The 17806-nt window shown below is 72.9% G+C and carries 16 protein-coding genes and 1 tRNA gene; 4 read left to right on the forward strand and 13 right to left on the reverse strand.

Translation table 11 applies throughout. The features are described 5' to 3' along the window. Window positions 1–51 precede the first annotated feature (51 nt). Genes ABZ924_RS05155 through ABZ924_RS05165 form a run of 3 tightly spaced genes read right to left on the reverse strand, consistent with a single transcriptional unit; the run spans window position 52 to window position 3499 of the window. Complete coding sequence (locus ABZ924_RS05155) at window positions 52–936, reverse strand: SDR family oxidoreductase (RefSeq protein ID WP_361904271.1); 885 nt, start codon at window positions 934–936, stop codon at window positions 52–54. Next, complete coding sequence (locus tag ABZ924_RS05160; protein WP_361904274.1) at window positions 933–1889, reverse strand: alpha/beta hydrolase; 957 nt, start codon at window positions 1887–1889, stop codon at window positions 933–935. Before ABZ924_RS05160 ends, ABZ924_RS05155 begins: the two co-directional genes overlap by 4 nt. Next, a complete protein-coding gene (locus ABZ924_RS05165; protein ID WP_361904277.1) occupies window positions 1886–3499 on the reverse strand; it encodes an NAD(P)/FAD-dependent oxidoreductase in 1614 nt (537 codons plus the stop codon). The genes ABZ924_RS05160 and ABZ924_RS05165 overlap by 4 nt, the downstream gene beginning before the upstream one ends. Before the next feature lie 139 nt (window positions 3500–3638). Here ABZ924_RS05165 and ABZ924_RS05170 point away from each other — a divergent pair, with 139 nt between their 5' ends. After that, entirely contained in the window at window positions 3639–4340 is a 702-nt protein-coding gene (locus ABZ924_RS05170; RefSeq protein ID WP_361904279.1) for a MerR family transcriptional regulator, read from the forward strand. On the opposite strand, the gene ABZ924_RS05175 is transcribed toward ABZ924_RS05170, so the two are convergent. After that, the gene (locus ABZ924_RS05175; RefSeq protein ID WP_361904283.1) at window positions 4322–5125 is read right to left on the reverse strand and encodes an exodeoxyribonuclease III; all 804 of its coding nucleotides are present in this window, start codon (window positions 5123–5125) and stop codon (window positions 4322–4324) included. The genes ABZ924_RS05170 and ABZ924_RS05175 overlap by 19 nt on opposite strands. A 38-nt stretch (window positions 5126–5163) precedes the next feature. On the opposite strand from ABZ924_RS05175, the gene ABZ924_RS05180 reads away from it, so the two are divergent. Then, a complete protein-coding gene (locus ABZ924_RS05180) occupies window positions 5164–5655 on the forward strand; it encodes a GNAT family N-acetyltransferase (RefSeq protein ID WP_361904286.1) in 492 nt (163 codons plus the stop codon). A gap of 20 nt (window positions 5656–5675) precedes the next feature. On the opposite strand, the gene ABZ924_RS05185 is transcribed toward ABZ924_RS05180, so the two are convergent. From ABZ924_RS05185 to galU, 8 genes are all read right to left on the reverse strand, one after another. Continuing rightward, window positions 5676–6698, reverse strand: a complete 1023-nt coding sequence (locus tag ABZ924_RS05185) for an FUSC family protein (RefSeq protein ID WP_361904289.1) — start codon at window positions 6696–6698, stop codon at window positions 5676–5678. A 251-nt stretch (window positions 6699–6949) separates the two neighbouring features. Beyond that, window positions 6950–7023: transfer RNA gene (locus tag ABZ924_RS05190), tRNA-Ala, on the reverse strand. Between the two features lie 73 nt (window positions 7024–7096). Then, window positions 7097–8119, reverse strand: coding sequence for a hypothetical protein (locus tag ABZ924_RS05195; RefSeq protein ID WP_361904291.1), 1023 nt, complete (start codon window positions 8117–8119; stop codon window positions 7097–7099). Between the two features lie 160 nt (window positions 8120–8279). Then, window positions 8280–8888: a GNAT family protein gene (locus tag ABZ924_RS05200; RefSeq protein WP_361904294.1), complete on the reverse strand. Its 609-nt coding sequence runs from the start codon at window positions 8886–8888 to the stop codon at window positions 8280–8282. 17 nt (window positions 8889–8905) lie between these two features. Further along, a complete protein-coding gene (locus ABZ924_RS05205) occupies window positions 8906–9385 on the reverse strand; it encodes a MogA/MoaB family molybdenum cofactor biosynthesis protein (RefSeq protein ID WP_361904553.1) in 480 nt (159 codons plus the stop codon). 176 nt (window positions 9386–9561) lie between these two features. Further along, complete coding sequence (gene moaC / locus ABZ924_RS05210) at window positions 9562–10041, reverse strand: cyclic pyranopterin monophosphate synthase MoaC (RefSeq protein ID WP_361904297.1); 480 nt, start codon at window positions 10039–10041, stop codon at window positions 9562–9564. A gap of 73 nt (window positions 10042–10114) precedes the next feature. Then, the gene (glp, locus tag ABZ924_RS05215; protein ID WP_361904300.1) at window positions 10115–11452 is read right to left on the reverse strand and encodes a gephyrin-like molybdotransferase Glp; all 1338 of its coding nucleotides are present in this window, start codon (window positions 11450–11452) and stop codon (window positions 10115–10117) included. Window positions 11453–11456: 4 nt separating this feature from the next. Next, window positions 11457–12359 carry a UTP--glucose-1-phosphate uridylyltransferase GalU gene (gene galU / locus ABZ924_RS05220; RefSeq protein WP_361904303.1) on the reverse strand — a complete coding sequence of 301 codons (903 nt, stop codon included), beginning with the start codon at window positions 12357–12359 and terminating at the stop codon, window positions 11457–11459. A 95-nt stretch (window positions 12360–12454) separates the two neighbouring features. On the opposite strand from galU, the gene ABZ924_RS05225 reads away from it, so the two are divergent. Continuing rightward, window positions 12455–13084, forward strand: a complete 630-nt coding sequence (locus ABZ924_RS05225) for a 5-formyltetrahydrofolate cyclo-ligase (protein WP_361904305.1) — start codon at window positions 12455–12457, stop codon at window positions 13082–13084. 9 nt (window positions 13085–13093) lie between these two features. On the opposite strand, the gene ABZ924_RS05230 is transcribed toward ABZ924_RS05225, so the two are convergent. Continuing rightward, window positions 13094–15952 carry a penicillin acylase family protein gene (locus ABZ924_RS05230; protein WP_361904308.1) on the reverse strand — a complete coding sequence of 953 codons (2859 nt, stop codon included), beginning with the start codon at window positions 15950–15952 and terminating at the stop codon, window positions 13094–13096. A 260-nt stretch (window positions 15953–16212) separates the two neighbouring features. Between ABZ924_RS05230 and ABZ924_RS05235 the strand changes: the two genes are divergently transcribed. Beyond that, window positions 16213–17700 carry a potassium/proton antiporter gene (locus ABZ924_RS05235; protein WP_361904556.1) on the forward strand — a complete coding sequence of 496 codons (1488 nt, stop codon included), beginning with the start codon at window positions 16213–16215 and terminating at the stop codon, window positions 17698–17700. The last annotated feature ends 106 nt before the right edge of the window (window positions 17701–17806 follow it).

The following is a 17806-nucleotide window of genomic DNA, read 5'->3' on the forward strand; positions in this document are numbered from 1 at the left end:
GGGACCGGGCCTCGACCAGACTTGCACGACAGGACAAAGGTCGCATTTCGATCAGTTGCGCTGCATCCGGGCCGCTTCGTCGGCGGCCCCGCCGGCCCCCACCAGCCCCTTGGGCCCGTCGCCCAGGCGCGGTTCGAACCGCTTCATCTCCCGCTGTCCGCCCAGCGCGATGACCGCCGGGAGGTAGCCGCGGACGGACTGCATCCCGCGCAGCCACCACTGGGCGTAGACGTGGGCCGAGCGGCGCTCGATGCCGGCGACGATCCGGTCCACGGCCGGGCCCAGCGGGTACGTGCGGTTCGCCGGCCACGGCAGCCGCCCGCGCAGCTCGCGCATCACGTCGTTCCGGTCGGCGCCGCGCACCATGTCGGTGTCGGTCCAGGACAGGTAGCCGACACCGACCTTGACGCCCTTGTGGCCGACCTCGGCGCGCAGGCAGTGCGCGAAGGCCTCGACGCCGGACTTGGAGGCGCAGTACGCCGACATCATCGGGGCGGGCGTGATCGCGGCGAGCGAGGCGATCTGGAGGAAGTAGCCCCGGCTCTCGGTCAGGACCGGCAGGAAGGCGCGGGCGGTGACGGCGCCGCCGATCAGGTTGACCTCGATCACCCGGCGCCAGGAGTCGGGGTCGGAGTCGGCGAACGTCCCGCCGGCGGCCACGCCCGCGTTGGCGACGACGATGTCCACCTTGCCGAAGCGCTGCTTGACCTCCTGCGCGACCCGGGACATCGCCTCCTGGTCGGTGACGTCGGCGTACCAGTGGTCGCTGTCGGTGTGCAGTCGCTCGGAGACCTCCTTGAGGGCCTCCGGCTCCAGGCCGACCAGCGCCACCCGGGCGCCGCGCGCGGAGAGTTTGCGTGCGAGCAGCTCGCCCACGCCGCGGGCGGCGCCGGTGACGACGGCGACCCGGCCTTCCAGACTCCTGCGGGTGCTCACGGCGTCTTCTCCTTCTGCTCCTGGGACGTCGGGTTCAGGTACCGGCCGGCCAGCTCGCGCACGGCGCCGGTGACGGCCTCGGGGGCCTCGATCGGGGTCATGTGGCCCATTCCGGTGAGCTCGGTCAGCCCGACGCAGTGGGGCAGGGCAGCGGCGAGGCCGCGGGCGTGCCCGATCGGGGTGAGCCGGTCGCTCGTGCCGCCGATGACGGCGGTGGGTGCGGTGAGCGCCGCCAGGTCGGCGTCCAGGTCCAGCTCGGCCAGGACCCGGGACCAGCCGTACCGGACGTCGGTGGGGCAGGCGTGCACGATACGGGCGCAGGCGTCGACCCGGTCGGGCGCCGATCCGGGGCCCATGGTGGCGTACTTCAGCACCTGCCGGGCCACGGGCGTGACCGGCCCGAGCGGGGCGCGGGAGCCGAGGACGGCGCGCGTGAGGCGGGTCCGCACCGGGCCGGGGCGCAGCGGCACCACGAGGGACTCGGCGGTCAGGCGGGAGCTTCCGGTGCTGCACAGCAGGGCGGCCGCGGTGTGCTCGGCGAACTCGGGCCGGCCGGCGGCGGCCATGATCGTCATGCCGCCCATGGAGTGGCCGGCCACGACGGCCCGCTCCCCGGGGGCGAGGGTGGTGCGCAGCACGGCGACGAGGTCGTCGGCGAGCGCGGTGGTGGTGTAGCCGGAGGCGGGGACGACCGGGCTGCGCCCGTGTCCGCGCTGGTCGTAGGCGATGACCCGGTGGTCCCGGGCGAGGTCGCGTATCTGGGCGGCCCAGAAGGAGGTGGAGCAGGTCCAGCCGTGGGCGAGGACGACGGCCGGGGCCTCCTCGGGGCCGTGCTCCTCCACGTGCAGGCGGGCGCCGTCCGCGGACACGGCGAACCGTTCGCGCCGGGCGGCGGGCGGGGCGTACCGCCCGGTGGTGGCGTGGGCCGGGCGCCGGTTCGTACGGCGGCTCATGCGGCGCCCTCCTCGGCGGCGGCCTTGGGGGCGGTCTGCGCGGGGGCCTTGGCCGGGGCCTTGGCCGGGGCCGGCGCCGCGGCTGCCGCCGCCTGGGCGGGGATCCGTTCGCCGCCGCCGTCCCGGACGCGCACCACCTCGTACTCGCCCAGGTCCACCGTCCGCGTGAGCTTGCGGAACTCGCCGGTGGTCCCCGGCCAGACTGTGGTGTTGCGGCCCTGCGCGTCCAGGTACCAGCTGGTGCAGCCGCCGGTGTTCCACACGGTGCGCTGCATCCGCGCCTGGACGTGCCGGTTCCACCGGTTCACGGCCGACGGCCGGGCGGCGAGCGCGACCCGCCCGCCCAACAGGTCCAGCTGGCGCAGGTAGTCGGCCATGTAGTTCAGCTGCGACTCGATCATCAGGATCATCGAGCTGTTCCCGAGCCCGGTGTTCGGGCCGATGATCGTCATCCAGTTCGGGAAGCCGGCGGCGGTCGCCCCGCGCAGCGCCTGCATCCCGTCCTTCCAGTGGTCGGCGAGCGTACGGCCCTCCGCGCCCACCACCCGGTCCGCGATCGGCATGTCCGTGACGTGGAAGCCGGTGCCGAAGACGATCGCGTCGGCCTCGGTCTCGGTGCCGTCCGCGGCGACGAGGGTGGTGCCGCGGACCTCCTTCAGCCCGGAGGCGACGAGGTCCACGTTGGGCCGGGCGAGCGCCGGGTAGTACTCGCTGGACAGCAGGATCCGCTTGCAGCCGATCCGGTAGGAGGGCGTCAGCCTGGCCAGCAGCTCCGGGTCCTTGATGGAGCGGGCCATATTGGCCTTGGCCAGCGATTCGATCAGCCCGAGCTGGTTCGGCCGCTTGGTGAACGCGCTGACCTGGAGCTCCCGGATCCCCCACAGCAGCCCGCGCCGGGCCGCCCGGGTGAACGGCAGCTGGCGGTGCAGCCAGCGTTCGACCGAGCTGATGGCGCGGTCGGTGCGCGGCATGACCCACGGCGGGGTGCGCTGGAAGAGGGTGAGCCGCTCCACGTCGGGCGCGATGGCCGGGACGATCTGGATGGCCGAGGCGCCGGTCCCGATCACGGCGACGCGCTTGCCGCGCAGGTCGTAGTCGTGGTCCCAGCGGGCGGAGTGGAAGACCTTGCCGGGGAACTCGGCGAGCCCGGGGACCTCGGGCGTCTTCGGGTCGGACAGCGGCCCGGTCGCGGAGACGACGACGTCGGCGGTGAGCGCGCCGCCCGTGGTGTCGAGCTCCCAGTGCAGCCGCTCGGCGTCCCAGCGGGCCGTGCGGACCTCGTGGTTCAGCCGGATGTGCGGGCGCAGGCCGAAGGTGTCGGCGACGTGCTCGAGGTAGGCCCGGATGTGCGGCTGGCCGGAGAAGGTGCGCGGCCAGTCGGGGTTGGGTGCGAAGGAGAAGGAGTAGAGGTGCGACGGCACGTCGCAGGCGCACCCCGGATAGCTGTTGTCGCGCCAGGTGCCGCCGACGGAGTCGGCCCGCTCCAGGACGACGAAGTCCGTGATCCCCTCGCGGCGCAGCCGGACGGCCGCGCCCAGCCCGCCGAACCCGGAGCCGATCACCGCCACCCGTACGTGCTCGTGCCCGCCCGTGCCGCCCCTGCCGCTCATGCCCGCCGCCTCTCCGCATCGCACCGTCGCGCCACCCTGCCAGCAATCACTGGCACAATCGGGAGGGTAGAGCAGCTCCGTACCCATGGGTAGGGGTCGCACCCGGAAAGTTACTGCCGGTACGCCATAGGCTTCGGCCGTGGCAGACACGGAAGCGGGGACGACAGTGCGCGAATACCGTACGGAGGAGCTGGCCGAGGCGGCCGGCATCCCCGTCCGCACCCTGCGCTTCTACCGCGAGCGCCGGCTCCTGCCGCCGCCGCGCCGCGAGGGCCGCATCGCCTGGTACGACGACCACCACTTGGCCCGGCTGCGCACCATCGCCGCCCTGCTGGAGCGCGGCCACACCCTCGGCGGCATAGCCGAGCTCACCGCCGCCTTCGAAAACGGCCGGGACGTCAGCCAGCTCGGCGAGCTGCTCGGCATCGGCTGGTCCGAGGAGACCCCGGTACGGCTGACGCCGGAGGCCCTCGCCGATTACTTCGAGGGCGAGGCCACCCCCGAGAACCTGGCGGCCGCCCTCGACCTCGGCTACCTCGCCACCGACGGCGACGCGATCGTCCACGTCAGCCGCCGCCTGCTCGACGTCTCCTCGGCGCTGGTCCGCGAGGGCGTCCCGCTCTCGGCGGTCCTGGAGACCGGCCGCCGGGTCCGCGAGCACGCGGACGCCATGGCGGCCCTGTTCGCCGAGCTCATCGCCGTGCACCTGCCCGACGAGGAGGCGGTGGCCCGGTTGCGCCCCCTCACCAAGGGCGTGGTGGAGGCGGAGCTCTCCCTGGCCATGGACCGCCTCCTGGCGGCGGCCCGCCCGTCGGGCCCCGCTCAGGAGCCGAGCTCGTAGACCGCGGTCACCGGGGCGTGGTCGGACCACCGCTCCGGGTGGGTCTCGGCCCGCTCGACGAACGCCTTGACGGCGCGGGCGGCGAGCCCCGGGGTCGCGACCTGCAGGTCGATGCGCCAGCCGGCGTCGTTGTCGAAGGCGCGGCCGCGGTAGGACCACCACGAGTACGGGCCTTCGGTGTCCGGGTGCAGGGCCCGCACCACGTCCACGTACCCGGCCTCGTCGTAGACCTTCCCGAGCCACTCGCGCTCCTCGGGCAGGAACCCGGCGCTCTTGCGATTGGTCCGCCAGTTCTTGAGGTCCGCCTCGCGGTGGCAGATGTTCCAGTCGCCGCAGACCACGACCTCGCGGCCGCCGGCCGCGGCGCGCTCGCGCAGCCCGGCCAGATAGGGCAGGAACTCCCCCATGAACCGGTACTTCTCGTCCTGCTTCGGGGTCCCGGCCTCCCCGGAGGGCAGGTACAGGCTCGCGACGGTCACGCCGGGCAGGTCCACCTCCAGGTAGCGCCCGGAGGCGTCGAACTCCTCGCTGCCGAAGCCCACCTGCACCCGCTCCGGCGCCCGGCGCGTGTACACCGCGACCCCGGCCCGCCCCTTGGCCGCGGCCGGCGCGAAGACGGTGTGCCAGCCCTCGGGCCGGCGCACCTCCTCCGGGATCTGCGCCTCCTCCGCCCGCACCTCCTGAAGGCACACGACGTCGGCATCCGACCCGGCCAACCAGGGCGAGAAGCCCTTCTTGGCGGCGGCGCGGATCCCATTCACATTCACGGAGGTCACGATGAGCATCCCAGCACCATAGCCCGACCCTTCCGTACGATGTTTCGATGTCTCACGGGATCCAGCTCCGCTCAGTGCCCTACGACCACCCCGATGCGGTCAAGCTCGAGGACCAGGTCCAGCTCGAGTACGAGGCCCGCTACGGCGGAGAGGGCGACGCCACCACCCTCGACCCGGCGATGTTCGTCCCGCCGCACGGCCTGTACCTGCTCGCGTACGACGACGGGGGCACCCCGGTCGCCAGCGGCGGCTGGCGCACGCAGGACGAGAACGACGAGGGCTACTCGGACGGCGACGCCGAGCTGAAGCGCATGTACGTCATACCCGAGGCCCGCGGCCTCGGCCTGGCCCGCCGCATCCTGGCGGAGCTGGAGGCCGACGCCCGCGCCGCGGGCCGCACCCGGATGGTCCTGGAGACCGGCGACCAGCAGCCGGAGGCGATAGCCCTCTACCTCTCCTCGGGCTACGCCCCGTCGGAGAAGTTCGGCTACTACCGCGACTACGACAGCAGCCGCTGCATGGCCAAGCCCCTCGCCTGACGGCCCGCGCCGACCGGCCGTCAGCCGTCGGGAGGCGGGCCCAGGTCGTCGAGGATCCCCAGGAAGGGCCTGCGCAGTGCCACGGCGACGGGGCTGGAGTCGGCCCGGGCGTAGGCCATGAGCGTGCTGCGGGCCGCGGCCGCGGCGGGGCGGGCGTCGCGCCCGGCGAGGAAGTCCTCGACGGCGCGGACGGTGCCGGCCGCGAGCTCCGGCAGGCGGCGGCCGGCGCCGGCGAGGTCGGCGGCGAGGTCGTCCCGGCCGGAGAAGGCGGCGACCTCCCTGGCCAGCGTCGCGAGATGCACCGTGAGCTGCTCGGCGGTGGCGATGCCGTGCGCCAGCCCCCGTACGGCTTCCCGGTGGCGGCGGCGCAGCGGATTGAACCGCATGGTGCGGGCGGCTTCCCGGGCCCGGGCGGCATCGGCCCGGATGGCGTTGTTGTGGGCGTGGACGAGGACGAGGTTGGACCGGGCCCTGGCGGAGTCGGGGCCGAGCGCCGCGGCGGTGTCGGTCAGCGCCCGGGTCAGCCGGGTACGGCAGTCGGCGGTGAGGCGCGCCAGGATGCGCCGCGGGTCGGGCGGCCACAGGACCGGGGCCAGCAGGACGGTCACCACCGCCCCGGCCGCGGTCTCCCAGAGGCGGTGCAGGGCGTAGGAGTCGGGCGAGGTGCTGGCGAAGACCAGCAGCGAGGAGGCCGCCACCTGGATGTTCAGCGCGCCGCCGGCCCGCAGGGCCATTCCGGTCACCAGCCCCAGGAGCACGACCAGGGCGAGCGCCCCGGTCGAGGGGTGCAGCACGTTGAGGACGACGACGCCGATCGCCACGCCCGCCATGACGCCCAGGACCCGCTGCAGCGAGACCCCGAAGGCGGTCAGCGGGTCGCCGCGCAGGGCCACGAGCGGAACGACCGCCGCATAGACCGGCGGCTGGTCGGCGCCCAGCCACAGGGCGACCTCCCAGGCGGCCGCGACGGTCACGGTGATCCGCAGCGCGGCCGGACCCTCGGCGCGCAGGATCTCCCGAGCCCTGTCGACACGTGCCGCCACGCCCCCAGCGTGCAGCGCCCGCCCCGGCCGGGCACCCCGGCTGGGCCGAAAAGGGGAAAAGGAGCAGCGCGCCGCCCCAAAGGCCCCCGCCCGTGCGGCCGGCCGGCGCTCTGCCGGACAACGGCCCGCGGCCCGGCCCCCGTTCGGGCACCGCCTCGAACACGCCCCGGAAACGCCGAGATCCCGCCCGGTCTTTCGACCGGACGGGATCTCGTGACGATTCCCGGTAGCTATCCGAGAACTGTCGTCTGTGGACCTGTGGGGATTTGAACCCCAGACCCCCTCGATGCGAACGAGGTGCGCTACCAGACTGCGCCACAGGCCCTTGCGACGTGTGAAACATTAGCATCCCCGCAGTGCTGCTCCAAAATCCGTTCCCGGGAGCGGCTGTGCGGGGGTCATTCATTGGCCGCGCGGGGGCGGTCCTCGCTTTCGTACTGGTCGAACAGCGGGGTGCGGCCGCGGCCCTGGGCGCGCGGGCGGCCCGGCTGGGGCTTCGCCTCCTGCTTCGGGTCGGCCTTGGCCACGGGGCCGGGCTGGGCGCGCAGGCGGGGGTCCGTCGGCTCGGCCGTGCTGGAGCGGGTCGCGCTCCAGGCGTCGGGTGCAGCCGGGCCCGTGGCGCGCGGGGCGACCGGGGCGGTGACGTACGTGGGCAGCGGGACCGGGACCGGCTCCCAGCTGTCACCGCGGACGGGGCCGCGTTCGCGCTCGCGGGTCTGGTCGACCCATTCGGCGTGGTCGGTCTGCTCGACCAGGGCGCGCCTGCCGGCCTCCTGGGGGGATACCGGTGGCGCCGGCTCCGGTTCGGTCCCCGCGGCCTCCTCCGCCTCACGGCGGCGGGGCCGGCTCTCGCGCAGGCGGCGTGCGGCCGCCTCGGCGCGCCGCCGGTCCATGGTGAACTCGTAGCGCCGGCGCTCCTGCGCGCGCAGGTACGCGATGTACGCGCTCAGCAGCACGGCGGGCGCGGCCGGCGCCCACAGGTAGGCGACGCCCCCGACGGCGGCGACGACGGCGCCCAGCGTGAAGGTCAGGAAGAGCAGCGCGGTGGTGCGCCGGCGGCGGGCGAGCACCTGCAGCCGCTGCTCGCGGCGCTGCCGCTCCACCTGGGCCGACCGCGGCTCCGCCCTGGTCGGGGGTACGACGACGGGCCGGGCGTCGGCGTCCACGGAATTCACCGTTTCCGTCGCGGCGTCCGGATCAGCGTGGTACTGGGGCTCCGCCTCTTGGTCACCGCGCTCACGCAGCCCCTTGGCGTAACGGCGCTCCATTCCCGCCCGGCCCGAAAGCAGCCGGATGGCAGTGGAGAAGCGTTCCGTCGGACGGGCCTCGTTCAGCTCGTCCTGCCTCCGGAGCCACATGGGCACCAAGTAGGCGGCCCAGGCCCCCACAATGACTGCGTAGATGAGGCCGCTGCTGCTCACACCTCACACCGTAGAGGGGCGCGGCCGGGGGGATCCGCCAATTGGACCGGTGTGTCGCACGAACCGGCTGATATCACCGACTTTTTTTGTGATTCTTCGGATCACGTTATGGACGAATCGGCGGACGGGCCTCAAAATCCGAACAGATATTCGATATTTTTTATTGGGGCGTGGTCCCCTGGGCGCGTCGGCGGTGCCAGCGGTGCAGCAGGCCCTCCGGGACCTCCTCCGCCGTCAGCGCGTACACGAGGTGGTCGCGCCAGGCGCCGTCGATGTGGAGGTAGCGCGGCCGCAGGCCCTCCTCGCGGAAGCCCAGCTTCTCCACCACGCGCCGGCTCGGCGCGTTCTCCGGGCGGATGCACACCTCGATGCGGTGCAGGCCCACCGTGGCGAAGCAGTGGTCCACGGCCAGCGCGACCGCGGTCGGCATGACGCCGCGGCCGGCGACCTCGCGGTCCACCCAGTAGCCGACGTGGCCCGCGCACATCGAGCCCCAGGTGATCCCGGCGACCGTGAGCTGGCCGACCAGCCGGCCCCGGTACTCGATCACGAAGGGCAGCATCCGCCCCGCGTTGGCCTCCGCCCGCAGGTGGCGGACCATCTGCCGGTACGTCGGCCGCTGGACCACCGGCCCCCAGGGCGCGGGCGGCGGGATCGTGGCCTCCCACGGCCGGAGCCATTCGCGGTTGCGCCGGTTGACCTCGCGCCAGGCGCTCTGGTCGCGCAGTTTTATCGGCCGCAGCGTGACGTCGCCGTCGGTCAGCACCACCGGCCAGGAGGGTGCGTTCAGCTCGTGCTCCCGGACGGTCTGGGGTGGTCCCCGCCCCGCAGCTGGTCCACCGCGTGCGGCAGGATCCGCGCGAGGACGGCGAGGCCGTCGCGGACGCCGCCCGTGGAGCCGGGCAGGTTCACGATCAGGGTGCGGCCGGCCACTCCGGCCAGGCCCCGCGAGAGGGCCGCGGTCGCCACCTTGGCCAGGCCCTCGGCGCGGATGGCCTGCGGGATGCCCGGAACCTCGTAGTCCAGCACCCGCGCGGTGGCGTCGGGGGTGCGGTCGGTCGGCGAGATGCCGGTGCCGCCGGTGGTGAGGATGACGTCGTACCCGGCGGCCACGCCCTCGCGCAGCGCCTGCTCGACGGGGTCCCCGTCGGGGACGACGCGCGGGCCGTCGACGGTGAAGCCGAGCGCGAGCAGGCCCTCGGCGAGCAGCGGCCCGCCCTTGTCGGCGTACACGCCGGCCGAGGCACGGTTGGAGGCGGTGACCACGAGCCCGCGCGGGGCGGGACGGCCGGCCTCCTGCGCCGCCTCGGCGGGCCCGGCGGCCCGGGCGGTCTCCGCCGCCCCGACACCGACTCCGGCTCCGGCTCCGGCTCCGGCTCCGGCTCCGGCTCCGGCTCCGGCATCGTGGCTGTGGCTGAAGGCGTCGCCGCCGCGCGGGGCGTTCACGCGCGCGTCCAGTCGCCGGACTTGCCGCCGGTCTTCTCCTCCACCCGGACGTCCGTGATGACGGCGCCCTTGTCGACGGCCTTGACCATGTCGATCACGGTCAGCCCGGCGACGGCGACGGCGGTCAGCGCCTCCATCTCCACGCCGGTGCGGTCGGTGGTCTTGACGGTGGCGAGGATCTCCACGGCGTCGTCGGCGACCGACAGGTCGACCTTGACGCCGGAGACGGCCAGTGGGTGGCAGAGCGGGATCAGGTCGGGGGTCTTCTTGGCGCCCATGATCCCGGCGATCCGCGCGGTGGCGAGCGCGTCGCCCTTGGGCACGCCCTCGCCGCGCAGCAGCTCGATCACCTGCGGGGAGACGAGCACGCGCCCGCTGGCGCGCGCCGTCCGCGTCGTGACGTCCTTCTCCGAGACGTCCACCATCCGGGCCGCGCCGGCCTCGTCGATGTGCGTCAGCCTGCTCTGCGTGTTCATGGGTACGTGCCGCTCCCGCTCCGGGCCGCCAGGGGCCTGTGTGGTGCAACACGCTACCCGCACCCGCGGGGGTTCAGCCGAGCAGGACCACTTCCAGATCGGCCCCCGGCTCCACGGAGGTGACCTCCTCCGGCACGACCATCAGCGCGTCGGCGTGCGCCAGCGCGGCGATCAGGTGCGAGCCGGATCCGCCGACCGGGCTGACCGTGCCGCTCTCCGGGTCGTACTTGCCGCGCAGGAACTGGCGGCGGCCGGCCGGGGAGCCGAGGGCCTTGTCCGCCTTCAGCACGGCGCGCACGCTCGGCCGGCTGACGTCGGGCAGGCCCATGAGCGCCCGGATGGCCGGACGCACGAACAGCTCGAAGGAGACGTACGAGGACACCGGGTTGCCGGGCAGGGCCAGCAGCGGGGTGTGGTCGGGGCCGATGGTGCCGAAGCCCTGCGGCTTGCCGGGCTGCATCGCCAGCTTGCGGAACTCCATGCGCCCGCTCCCGGGCTCGCCCTCGGGGGCTCCGGCCGCGGACAGGGCCTCCTTGACCACGTCGTACGCGCCGACGCTGACGCCGCCGGTGGTGACCAGCAGGTCGGCCCGGATCAGCTGGTCCTCGATGGTCGCCTTCAGGGTCTCGGCGTCGTCGGCGACGGCCCCGACGCGGTACGCGATCGCCCCGGCGTCCCGGGCCGCAGCGGCCAGCGCGAAGCTGTTGGAGTCGTAGATCGTCCCCGCGGCCAGCGCCTCGCCGGGCTGGACCAGCTCGCTGCCGGTGGACAGCACGACCACGCGCGGCCGCGGCCGCACCCGTACGGTGCCGCGCCCGATGGCGGCCAGCAGGGCGATCTGCGGCGGGCCGAGGACCGTGCCGGCGGCCAGGGCGAGGTCACCCGCCTGGACGTCGCTGCCGCGGGCGCGGACGTGCGCCCGCGCCTCGGCCGACCGGTGCACCCGTACCTCGCCGGCCGCTCCCTCGGGGGCGGCGCTGGCGGGGGTCATCCCGGCGGCCGCGCCGCCGCCGGTGCCGCCGTCGGTCCACTCGACCGGTACGACGGCCTCCGCGCCGGGCGGGAGCGGCGCCCCGGTCATGATCCGGGCGGCCTGGCCGGGGCCGACGACGGGCAGCTCGCCGCTGCCCGCCGCCACGTCCCCGATGACCGTCAGCACCGCGGGGAACTCCTCGCTGGCGCCCTGCACATCGGCCGTGCGGACGGCGTACCCGTCCATCGAGCTGTTGTCGAAGGGCGGGAGGGCGACGGGCACGGTGACGTCCTCGACCAGGACGCAGCCCTGGGCATCGAGCAGCTGGAGCTCGATGGGCTCCAGCGGCCGGACGGCGGCGAGGACGTCCGCCAGGTGCTCGTCCACCGACCACAGGCGGCTGCGGCCGGTGTCCTGCGATGCGTCAGGGCTGCTCAAGGTCCTACATCTCCTCCGTGACGTAACGGTGAAGCCAGGTGCGGAACTCCGGGCCCAGGTCCTCACGCTCGCACGCGAGGCGGACGATGGCCCGCAGGTAGTCGCCGCGGTCCCCGGTGTCGTAGCGGCGGCCCCGGAAGACCACGCCGTGCACCGGGCCGCCCACGGTCTCGTCGGCGGCCAGCTTCTGCAGGCCGTCGGTGAGCTGGATCTCCCCGCCGCGGCCCGGCTCGGTCTCCCGCAGTATGTCGAAGATCGCAGGGTTGAGGACATAGCGTCCGATGACGGCGTAGTTGCTGGGCGCCTCGGCGGCGCTCGGCTTCTCGACGAGTCCGGTGATGCGGACGACGCCGTCCTCGTCGGTGGCCTCGACGGCGGCGCAGCCGTAGAGGTGGATGCTCTCCTCCGGGACCTCCATGAGGGCGATCACGGAGCCGCCGGTGCGCTGCTGGACGTCGGCCATCTGGCGCAGCAGCGGGTCGCGCGGGTCGATGAGGTCGTCGCCGAGGAGGACGGCGAAGGGCTCCTTGCCGACGTGCGGCTCGGCGCACAGGACGGCGTGGCCCAGGCCCCGCGGGTCGCCCTGGCGGACGTAGTGCATGGTGGCCAGATCGCTGGATTCCTGGACGCGCTTGAGCCGGTCGTCGTCGCCCTTGGCCGCGAGCGCGGACTCCAGCTCGTAGTTGCGGTCGAAGTGGTCTTCCAGGGCCCGCTTGTTACGCCCTGTGATCATGAGGACGTCGTCCAGCCCGGCCGAGACGGCCTCCTCCACCACGTACTGGATGGCCGGCTTGTCCACGACCGGGAGCATTTCCTTGGGCGTCGCCTTCGTCGCCGGAAGGAAGCGGGTGCCGAGGCCCGCGGCAGGGATGACTGCCTTTTTGATCACGGGGTGCAACTGAGTCATGGGCAGAACCATAGTGGGTGATGCCGTGGCCCCAGGTTTGATTCCGGTAATTAGATCCGCTTTTGGCCCGTTTCGAAAGGAAATCTGAGTCAGCTGTGGTAAGGAACGCACAGAACCCCCCGCACCCGTCCGAAAAGGCACTGCTGCGCCGGGAACTCCTCGCCGCCCGCCGGGCGTTGCCGCCCGCCTCCCTGCGCGATGCGGCCCGCGCGCTCGCCCGCTCCGCACAGGGCCTTCCCGAACTGGCGGGCGCCCACACCGTCGCGGCGTACGTCTCCGTGGGCTCGGAACCGGGCACCCGCGACCTGCTGGACGCGCTGCGCGATGCCGGGAAGCGGGTCCTGCTGCCCGTCCTGCTGCCCGACAACGACCTCGACTGGGCCGCGTACGAGGGTCCGGGCTCCCTCGCCGAGGCCGCCCACCCGGGCAAGATCCCGCTGCTGGAGCCCACCGGCCCCCTGCTCGGGCCGGAGGCGGTCACCGATGCCGACGCCGTGCTGCTGCCCGGGCTGGCCGTCGACGGGCGCGGGATGCGCCTCGGGCGCGGCGGGGGCTCGTACGACCGGGTGCTCGCGCGCCTGGAGCGCGCCGGGGCGCATCCGGCGCTCGTCGTGCTCCTCTACGACGACGAGGTGGTCGCGCGGGTCCCGGAGGAACCGCACGACCACCCCGTCCAGGCGGTCGCCACCCCGTCGGGGGTGGTGCGCTTCACGTCTTCGGCGTGAGCGCGGGCGTCACGGCTTCAGCGTGAGCGTCTCGGCCGTCGCCTTCTCCACGGCCTCCTTGCCGAAGGGCCAGTCCAGCAGGTCGCCCTTGGCCCACAGGTCGGTCTGGTCCGTGTAGTTGTCGTGGTACGCGTGCCCCGACGCGCCGGTCAGGTTGATCCAGCGGGACTTGTCCAGCTCGTTGAGGTTCACGACCATCCGCATCGACGGGACCCAGGTCACCCCGTACCCGCCGGAGGCGTTCCAGCCGGTGGCGTTCACGGTGGCCTCGCCGCCGCCCAGGTTCCACGGGCCGCGGTTGAGGAGGAACTGCAGGAAGCCCGGGCCCTCCTTGCCGATGGTCTGGTTCTTCAGCGTCAGCTGGTGCAGGCGGCCCCAGCTCCAGGTGGACTGGTCCTTGCCGAGCTTGGCGGTCAGCTCCCAGCGGGCGTCGCGCATGGCCCGGGCGAAGAGCTGGTCGCGGGTGGTGGTCGCCTGCTGGTTGCGCACGGCCGGCGACTGCCACCAGGCCGACTTCTCGTCCTTGACCAGGCGGCGGACCACCTCGAACCAGCGGTCGCCGCCGTCCGGCTGCGCCGAGTCGGCGTCGCGGGTGCCGCACTCGCGGACCGTCTTGGCCAGGTCGTCGGCCGGGCCGCTGGTCTCCTCGCGGACGTTCATGCAGCTGCCCTCGATGCGCAGCTCCTTGGGCAGCTTGTCGCCGAAGGCCAGCTTGAGGATGTTGCGCCAGACCGCGTTGAAGTAGGCGGCCGCCGCCGAGTCGGGCTCCTGGGTGTAGTTCCAGCCCTCCAGCAGCTTCTGCGCGGCGCGCACGTCCGGGTCGGCGACCTCGATCTTGGCGAGCATCGGGGTCAGCAGCGCGGCGATCTCGCTGCTGTTGTCCATCTGCATGGCCCGCATGTCGTCCATGGAGATCTTGCCGCTGTCCTTGATCTTCGCCTCGATGAGGTCGTTGATCCGCTGGCTGCGGGCGCCGTAGCCCCAGTCGGTGGTCAGCGCGTGCGGGTACTTGCCGGCGCCGGTGCCGTTCTCGACGACCGCCTGGTTGGCGGTGACGATGTAGCCGCGGGACGGGTTGAAGTCGTACGGCATCTCGTCCTGCGGGATGTAGCCCGTGGTGCCGTCCCGGCCGCCCTTCCAGGCGTACTTGGACTCCCAGCCGGGGGCGGGCATGCGGCCGTCGCCGGCGCCGCGCAGCGGGATGCGGCCCGGGGCCTGGTAGCCGATGTTGCCCTTGGTGTCCGCGTAGATCAGGTTCTGCGAGGGGACCTCGAAGTCGCGGGCGGCCTCGCGGAAGGAGGCGAAGTCCTTGGCCCGGTCCAGCTTGAAGACCGCGTCCATCGACTTGCCCGGGTCCAGGGCGGTCCAGCGCAGGGCGATGCCGTAGCCGTTGCCGCGGTCGGGGGCGGAGCCGTTCACCGGGGCACGGGTGCCGACCGTCTCCAGCTCGTCGCTGCGGTCGGAGATGAGCGGGCCGTTGTTGGTGCTGCGGATCGTGATCTTCTTCGAGGCGCCGCCGGCGACCTTGATCTCCTCCACGCGGGTCGTGAAGGGGACCGTCTTGTTGTCGTAGACGTAGCCCTCGGGCTTGACCTGCTCGAGGTAGAGGTCGGTGACGTCGGCGCCGAGGTTGGTCATGCCCCAGGCGATGTCGTTGTTGTGGCCGATGACCACGCCGGGCATGCCCGAGAAGGTGTAGCCGGCCACGTCGTAGCGGCACTGGGCCGAGGCGGTGCGGCAGTGCAGGCCCATCTGGTACCAGACCGAGGGCAGCTGCGGGGCCAGGTGCGGGTCGTTCGCGAGGAGCGGCTTGCCCGTGGTCGTGTACTTGCCCGAGACGACCCAGGAGTTCGAGCCGATGCCGCTGCCGTTGGGGCCGAGGATCGCGGGGACCTGGTCGAGGGTCTTGGCCAGCGAGGTCAGCGAGGTGCGCAGGCCCACGCTCGCGCCCTGGGCGCTCGCGTTGTCGGCGAGGCCGGTGGGCGAGGTGGTGGAGGCCTGGGAGCCGTTGGTGCTGCTGCCGCCGGTGGTGTTGCCGCTGCCGGATCCGGCGGCGCTGCCGGCGCCGTTGCCGCTGTTCGAGGCGTTGGACCCGGCGGAGGCGCCCTGCGGGGTGTACTTGCCGCCGTCGACCTTGCCGCCCTCGACGATCGGCTTGTTCCGGTCGAAGGGGTAGGGCGGGTACAGCTCCTCGATCTGCGCCGGGGTGAGCCGGTTCGCCATCAGCGCGCGGTCGATCTCGTCCTGCATGTTGCCGCGCAGGTCCCACGCCATGGCCTTGAGCCAGGCCACCGAGTCCACGGGGGTCCACGGCTCCGGCTTGTAGTCGTCGCTCAGCTTCAGCGCGGCGTGCTCGACGGAGAGGCCCTTGCCGGACTTCCCCTTCAGGTACGCGTTGACCCCGTCGGCGTAGGCCTGGAGGTACTTCTTCGTGTCGGCCGAGAGCTTCTTGTCGTACTCCTCCTGCGCGACCTGGCGCCAGCCGAGGGTCCGCAGGAAGGCGTCGGTCTCGACCTGGCCGGCGCCGAACATCTCGGAGAGGCGCCCGGAGGTCATGTGCCGGCGGACGTCCATCTCCCAGAACCGGTCCTGCGCGTGGACGAAGCCCTGCGCGCGGAAGAGGTCGTCCTCGTTGTCGGCGTAGAGCTGCGGGATCCCGTGGGAGTCGCGTTTGACGTCCACGGCTCCGGTCAGTCCCGGCACCTTCAGGGTGCCGCTGGTCTGCGGGAACGAGGCCCGGACGGTGTCCAGGCCCCAGTAGGTCCCGTACCCGAAGCCCGTGAGGAGCGCCAGGACCAGTACGAGCACGATCAGACGGGCGCGTCGTCCCTTCTTCTTGGCGGAAGGGGCGGTTTCTTTGGCGGGCATCGCTGTCCTTAGAGGGGCAGGGTGGTCCTGGGAGTGCTGGGAGCAACCATAGGCGCAGGACCCGTCTCGGTGATCCGCCAGGGGTCGAGCTGATGAGGACAGGGCCGAACAGGCGTTTCACAATGTGGTTATCACGTAAAGAGAACGTCAACCATTAGGTAAGGTAACGAAGTACTTGCCGATCTTGTCGCCGGGAGGAACGATCCGCCAGGCGCGTTGAGGAGGGCCGCCCGCTGACCGTCCACACGCTCAATGCACTTCTGCTGGTCTGCTCGCTCGTGCTGCTCACCGCCGTGGCGGCAGTGCGCCTGTCCTCGCGCAGCGGCCTCCCCAGCCTGCTCATCTACCTCGGCATAGGCATAGCCATAGGCCAGGACGGCATAGGCAACGTCGTCTTCGACAACGCCGAGCTGACGCAGGTCATCGGCTACGCGGCGCTCGTCGTGATCCTCGCCGAGGGCGGTCTGGGCACGAAGTGGAAGCAGATCAGACCGGCCCTGCCGGCGGCGGCCATGCTCTCGCTGGTCGGCGTGGCGGTGAGCGTGGGCGTGACCGCGGCGGGCGCGTACTACCTGGTCGGTCTGGACTGGCGCCAGTCCCTGCTGATCGGCGCGGTCGTCTCCTCGACCGATGCCGCGGCCGTCTTCTCGGTCCTGCGCAAGGTCCCGCTGCCCGCCCGGGTCACCGGTGTGCTGGAGGCCGAGTCCGGCTTCAACGACGCCCCCGTCGTGATCCTGGTCGTCGCCTTCTCGACCCTGGGGCCGGTGGACTCCTGGTACGTGCTCATCGGCAAGATCGCCCTGGAGCTCGCCATCGGCGCCGCGGTCGGCCTGGCCGTCGGCTTCCTCGGGGCGTACGGCCTGCGGCACGTGGCCCTGCCCGCCTCCGGCCTCTACCCGATCGCCGTGATGGCGATCGCCGTCGCCGCGTACGCCGCCGGCGCCCTGGCGCACGGCTCCGGCTTCCTCGCGGTGTACCTCGCGGCCATGGTGCTCGGGAACGCGAAGCTCCCGCACTGGCCGGCGACCCGGGGGTTCGCCGACGGGCTCGGCTGGATCGCCCAGATCGGCATGTTCGTCCTGCTCGGCCTGCTGGTCACCCCGCACGAGCTGGCCGGCGACTTCTGGCCCGCGGTGGTCATCGGCCTGGTGCTGACGATGGTGGCGCGGCCGCTGGAGGTCTTCGTCAGCCTGCTGCCGTTCCGGATGCCCTGGCAGGAGCAGGTCCTGATGTCGTGGGCCGGGCTGCGCGGCGCCGTCCCCATCATCCTGGCCACGATCCCCATGGTGACCGGCATCGAGGGCAGCGACCGCGTCTTCAACATCGTCTTCGTGCTGGTCGTCGTCTACACCCTGGTCCAGGGGCCGACCCTGCCCTGGGTCGCACGCACGCTCAACCTGGGCACCGGCGCCGAGACCGCCTCCGACCTGGGGATCGAGTCGGCGCCGCTGGAGAAGCTGCGCGGCCACCTGCTGTCCTTCGCCATCCCCGCCGCCTCGCGCATGCACGGCGTCGAGGTGAGCGAGCTGCGGCTGCCGCCCGGGGCCTCGGTGACGCTGGTGGTCCGGGAGGGGAAGAGCTTCGTACCGCTGCCGTCGACGGTGCTGCGGCACGGGGACGAGCTGCTGGTGGTGGCCACGGACCCGGTACGGGACGCGGCCGAGGCGCGGCTGCGGGCGGTGGCCCGGGGCGGCAAGCTGGCCGGCTGGCTGGGGACGGGGAACGGGGCGCCCGGGGGCCGGCGCTGATCGCCCCGCCCGAATCCACGGCTCCGGCGGCTTTCCCCTTTAGAGCGGCGCTCTAATTCCGCTGCTTCACTGGGATTCCATGGATTTTCGATGGATTGCGCAGGGG

This window comes from Streptomyces sp. NPDC046876, assembly GCF_040645035.1.
In the GTDB taxonomy this organism is placed as follows: domain Bacteria; phylum Actinomycetota; class Actinomycetes; order Streptomycetales; family Streptomycetaceae; genus Streptomyces.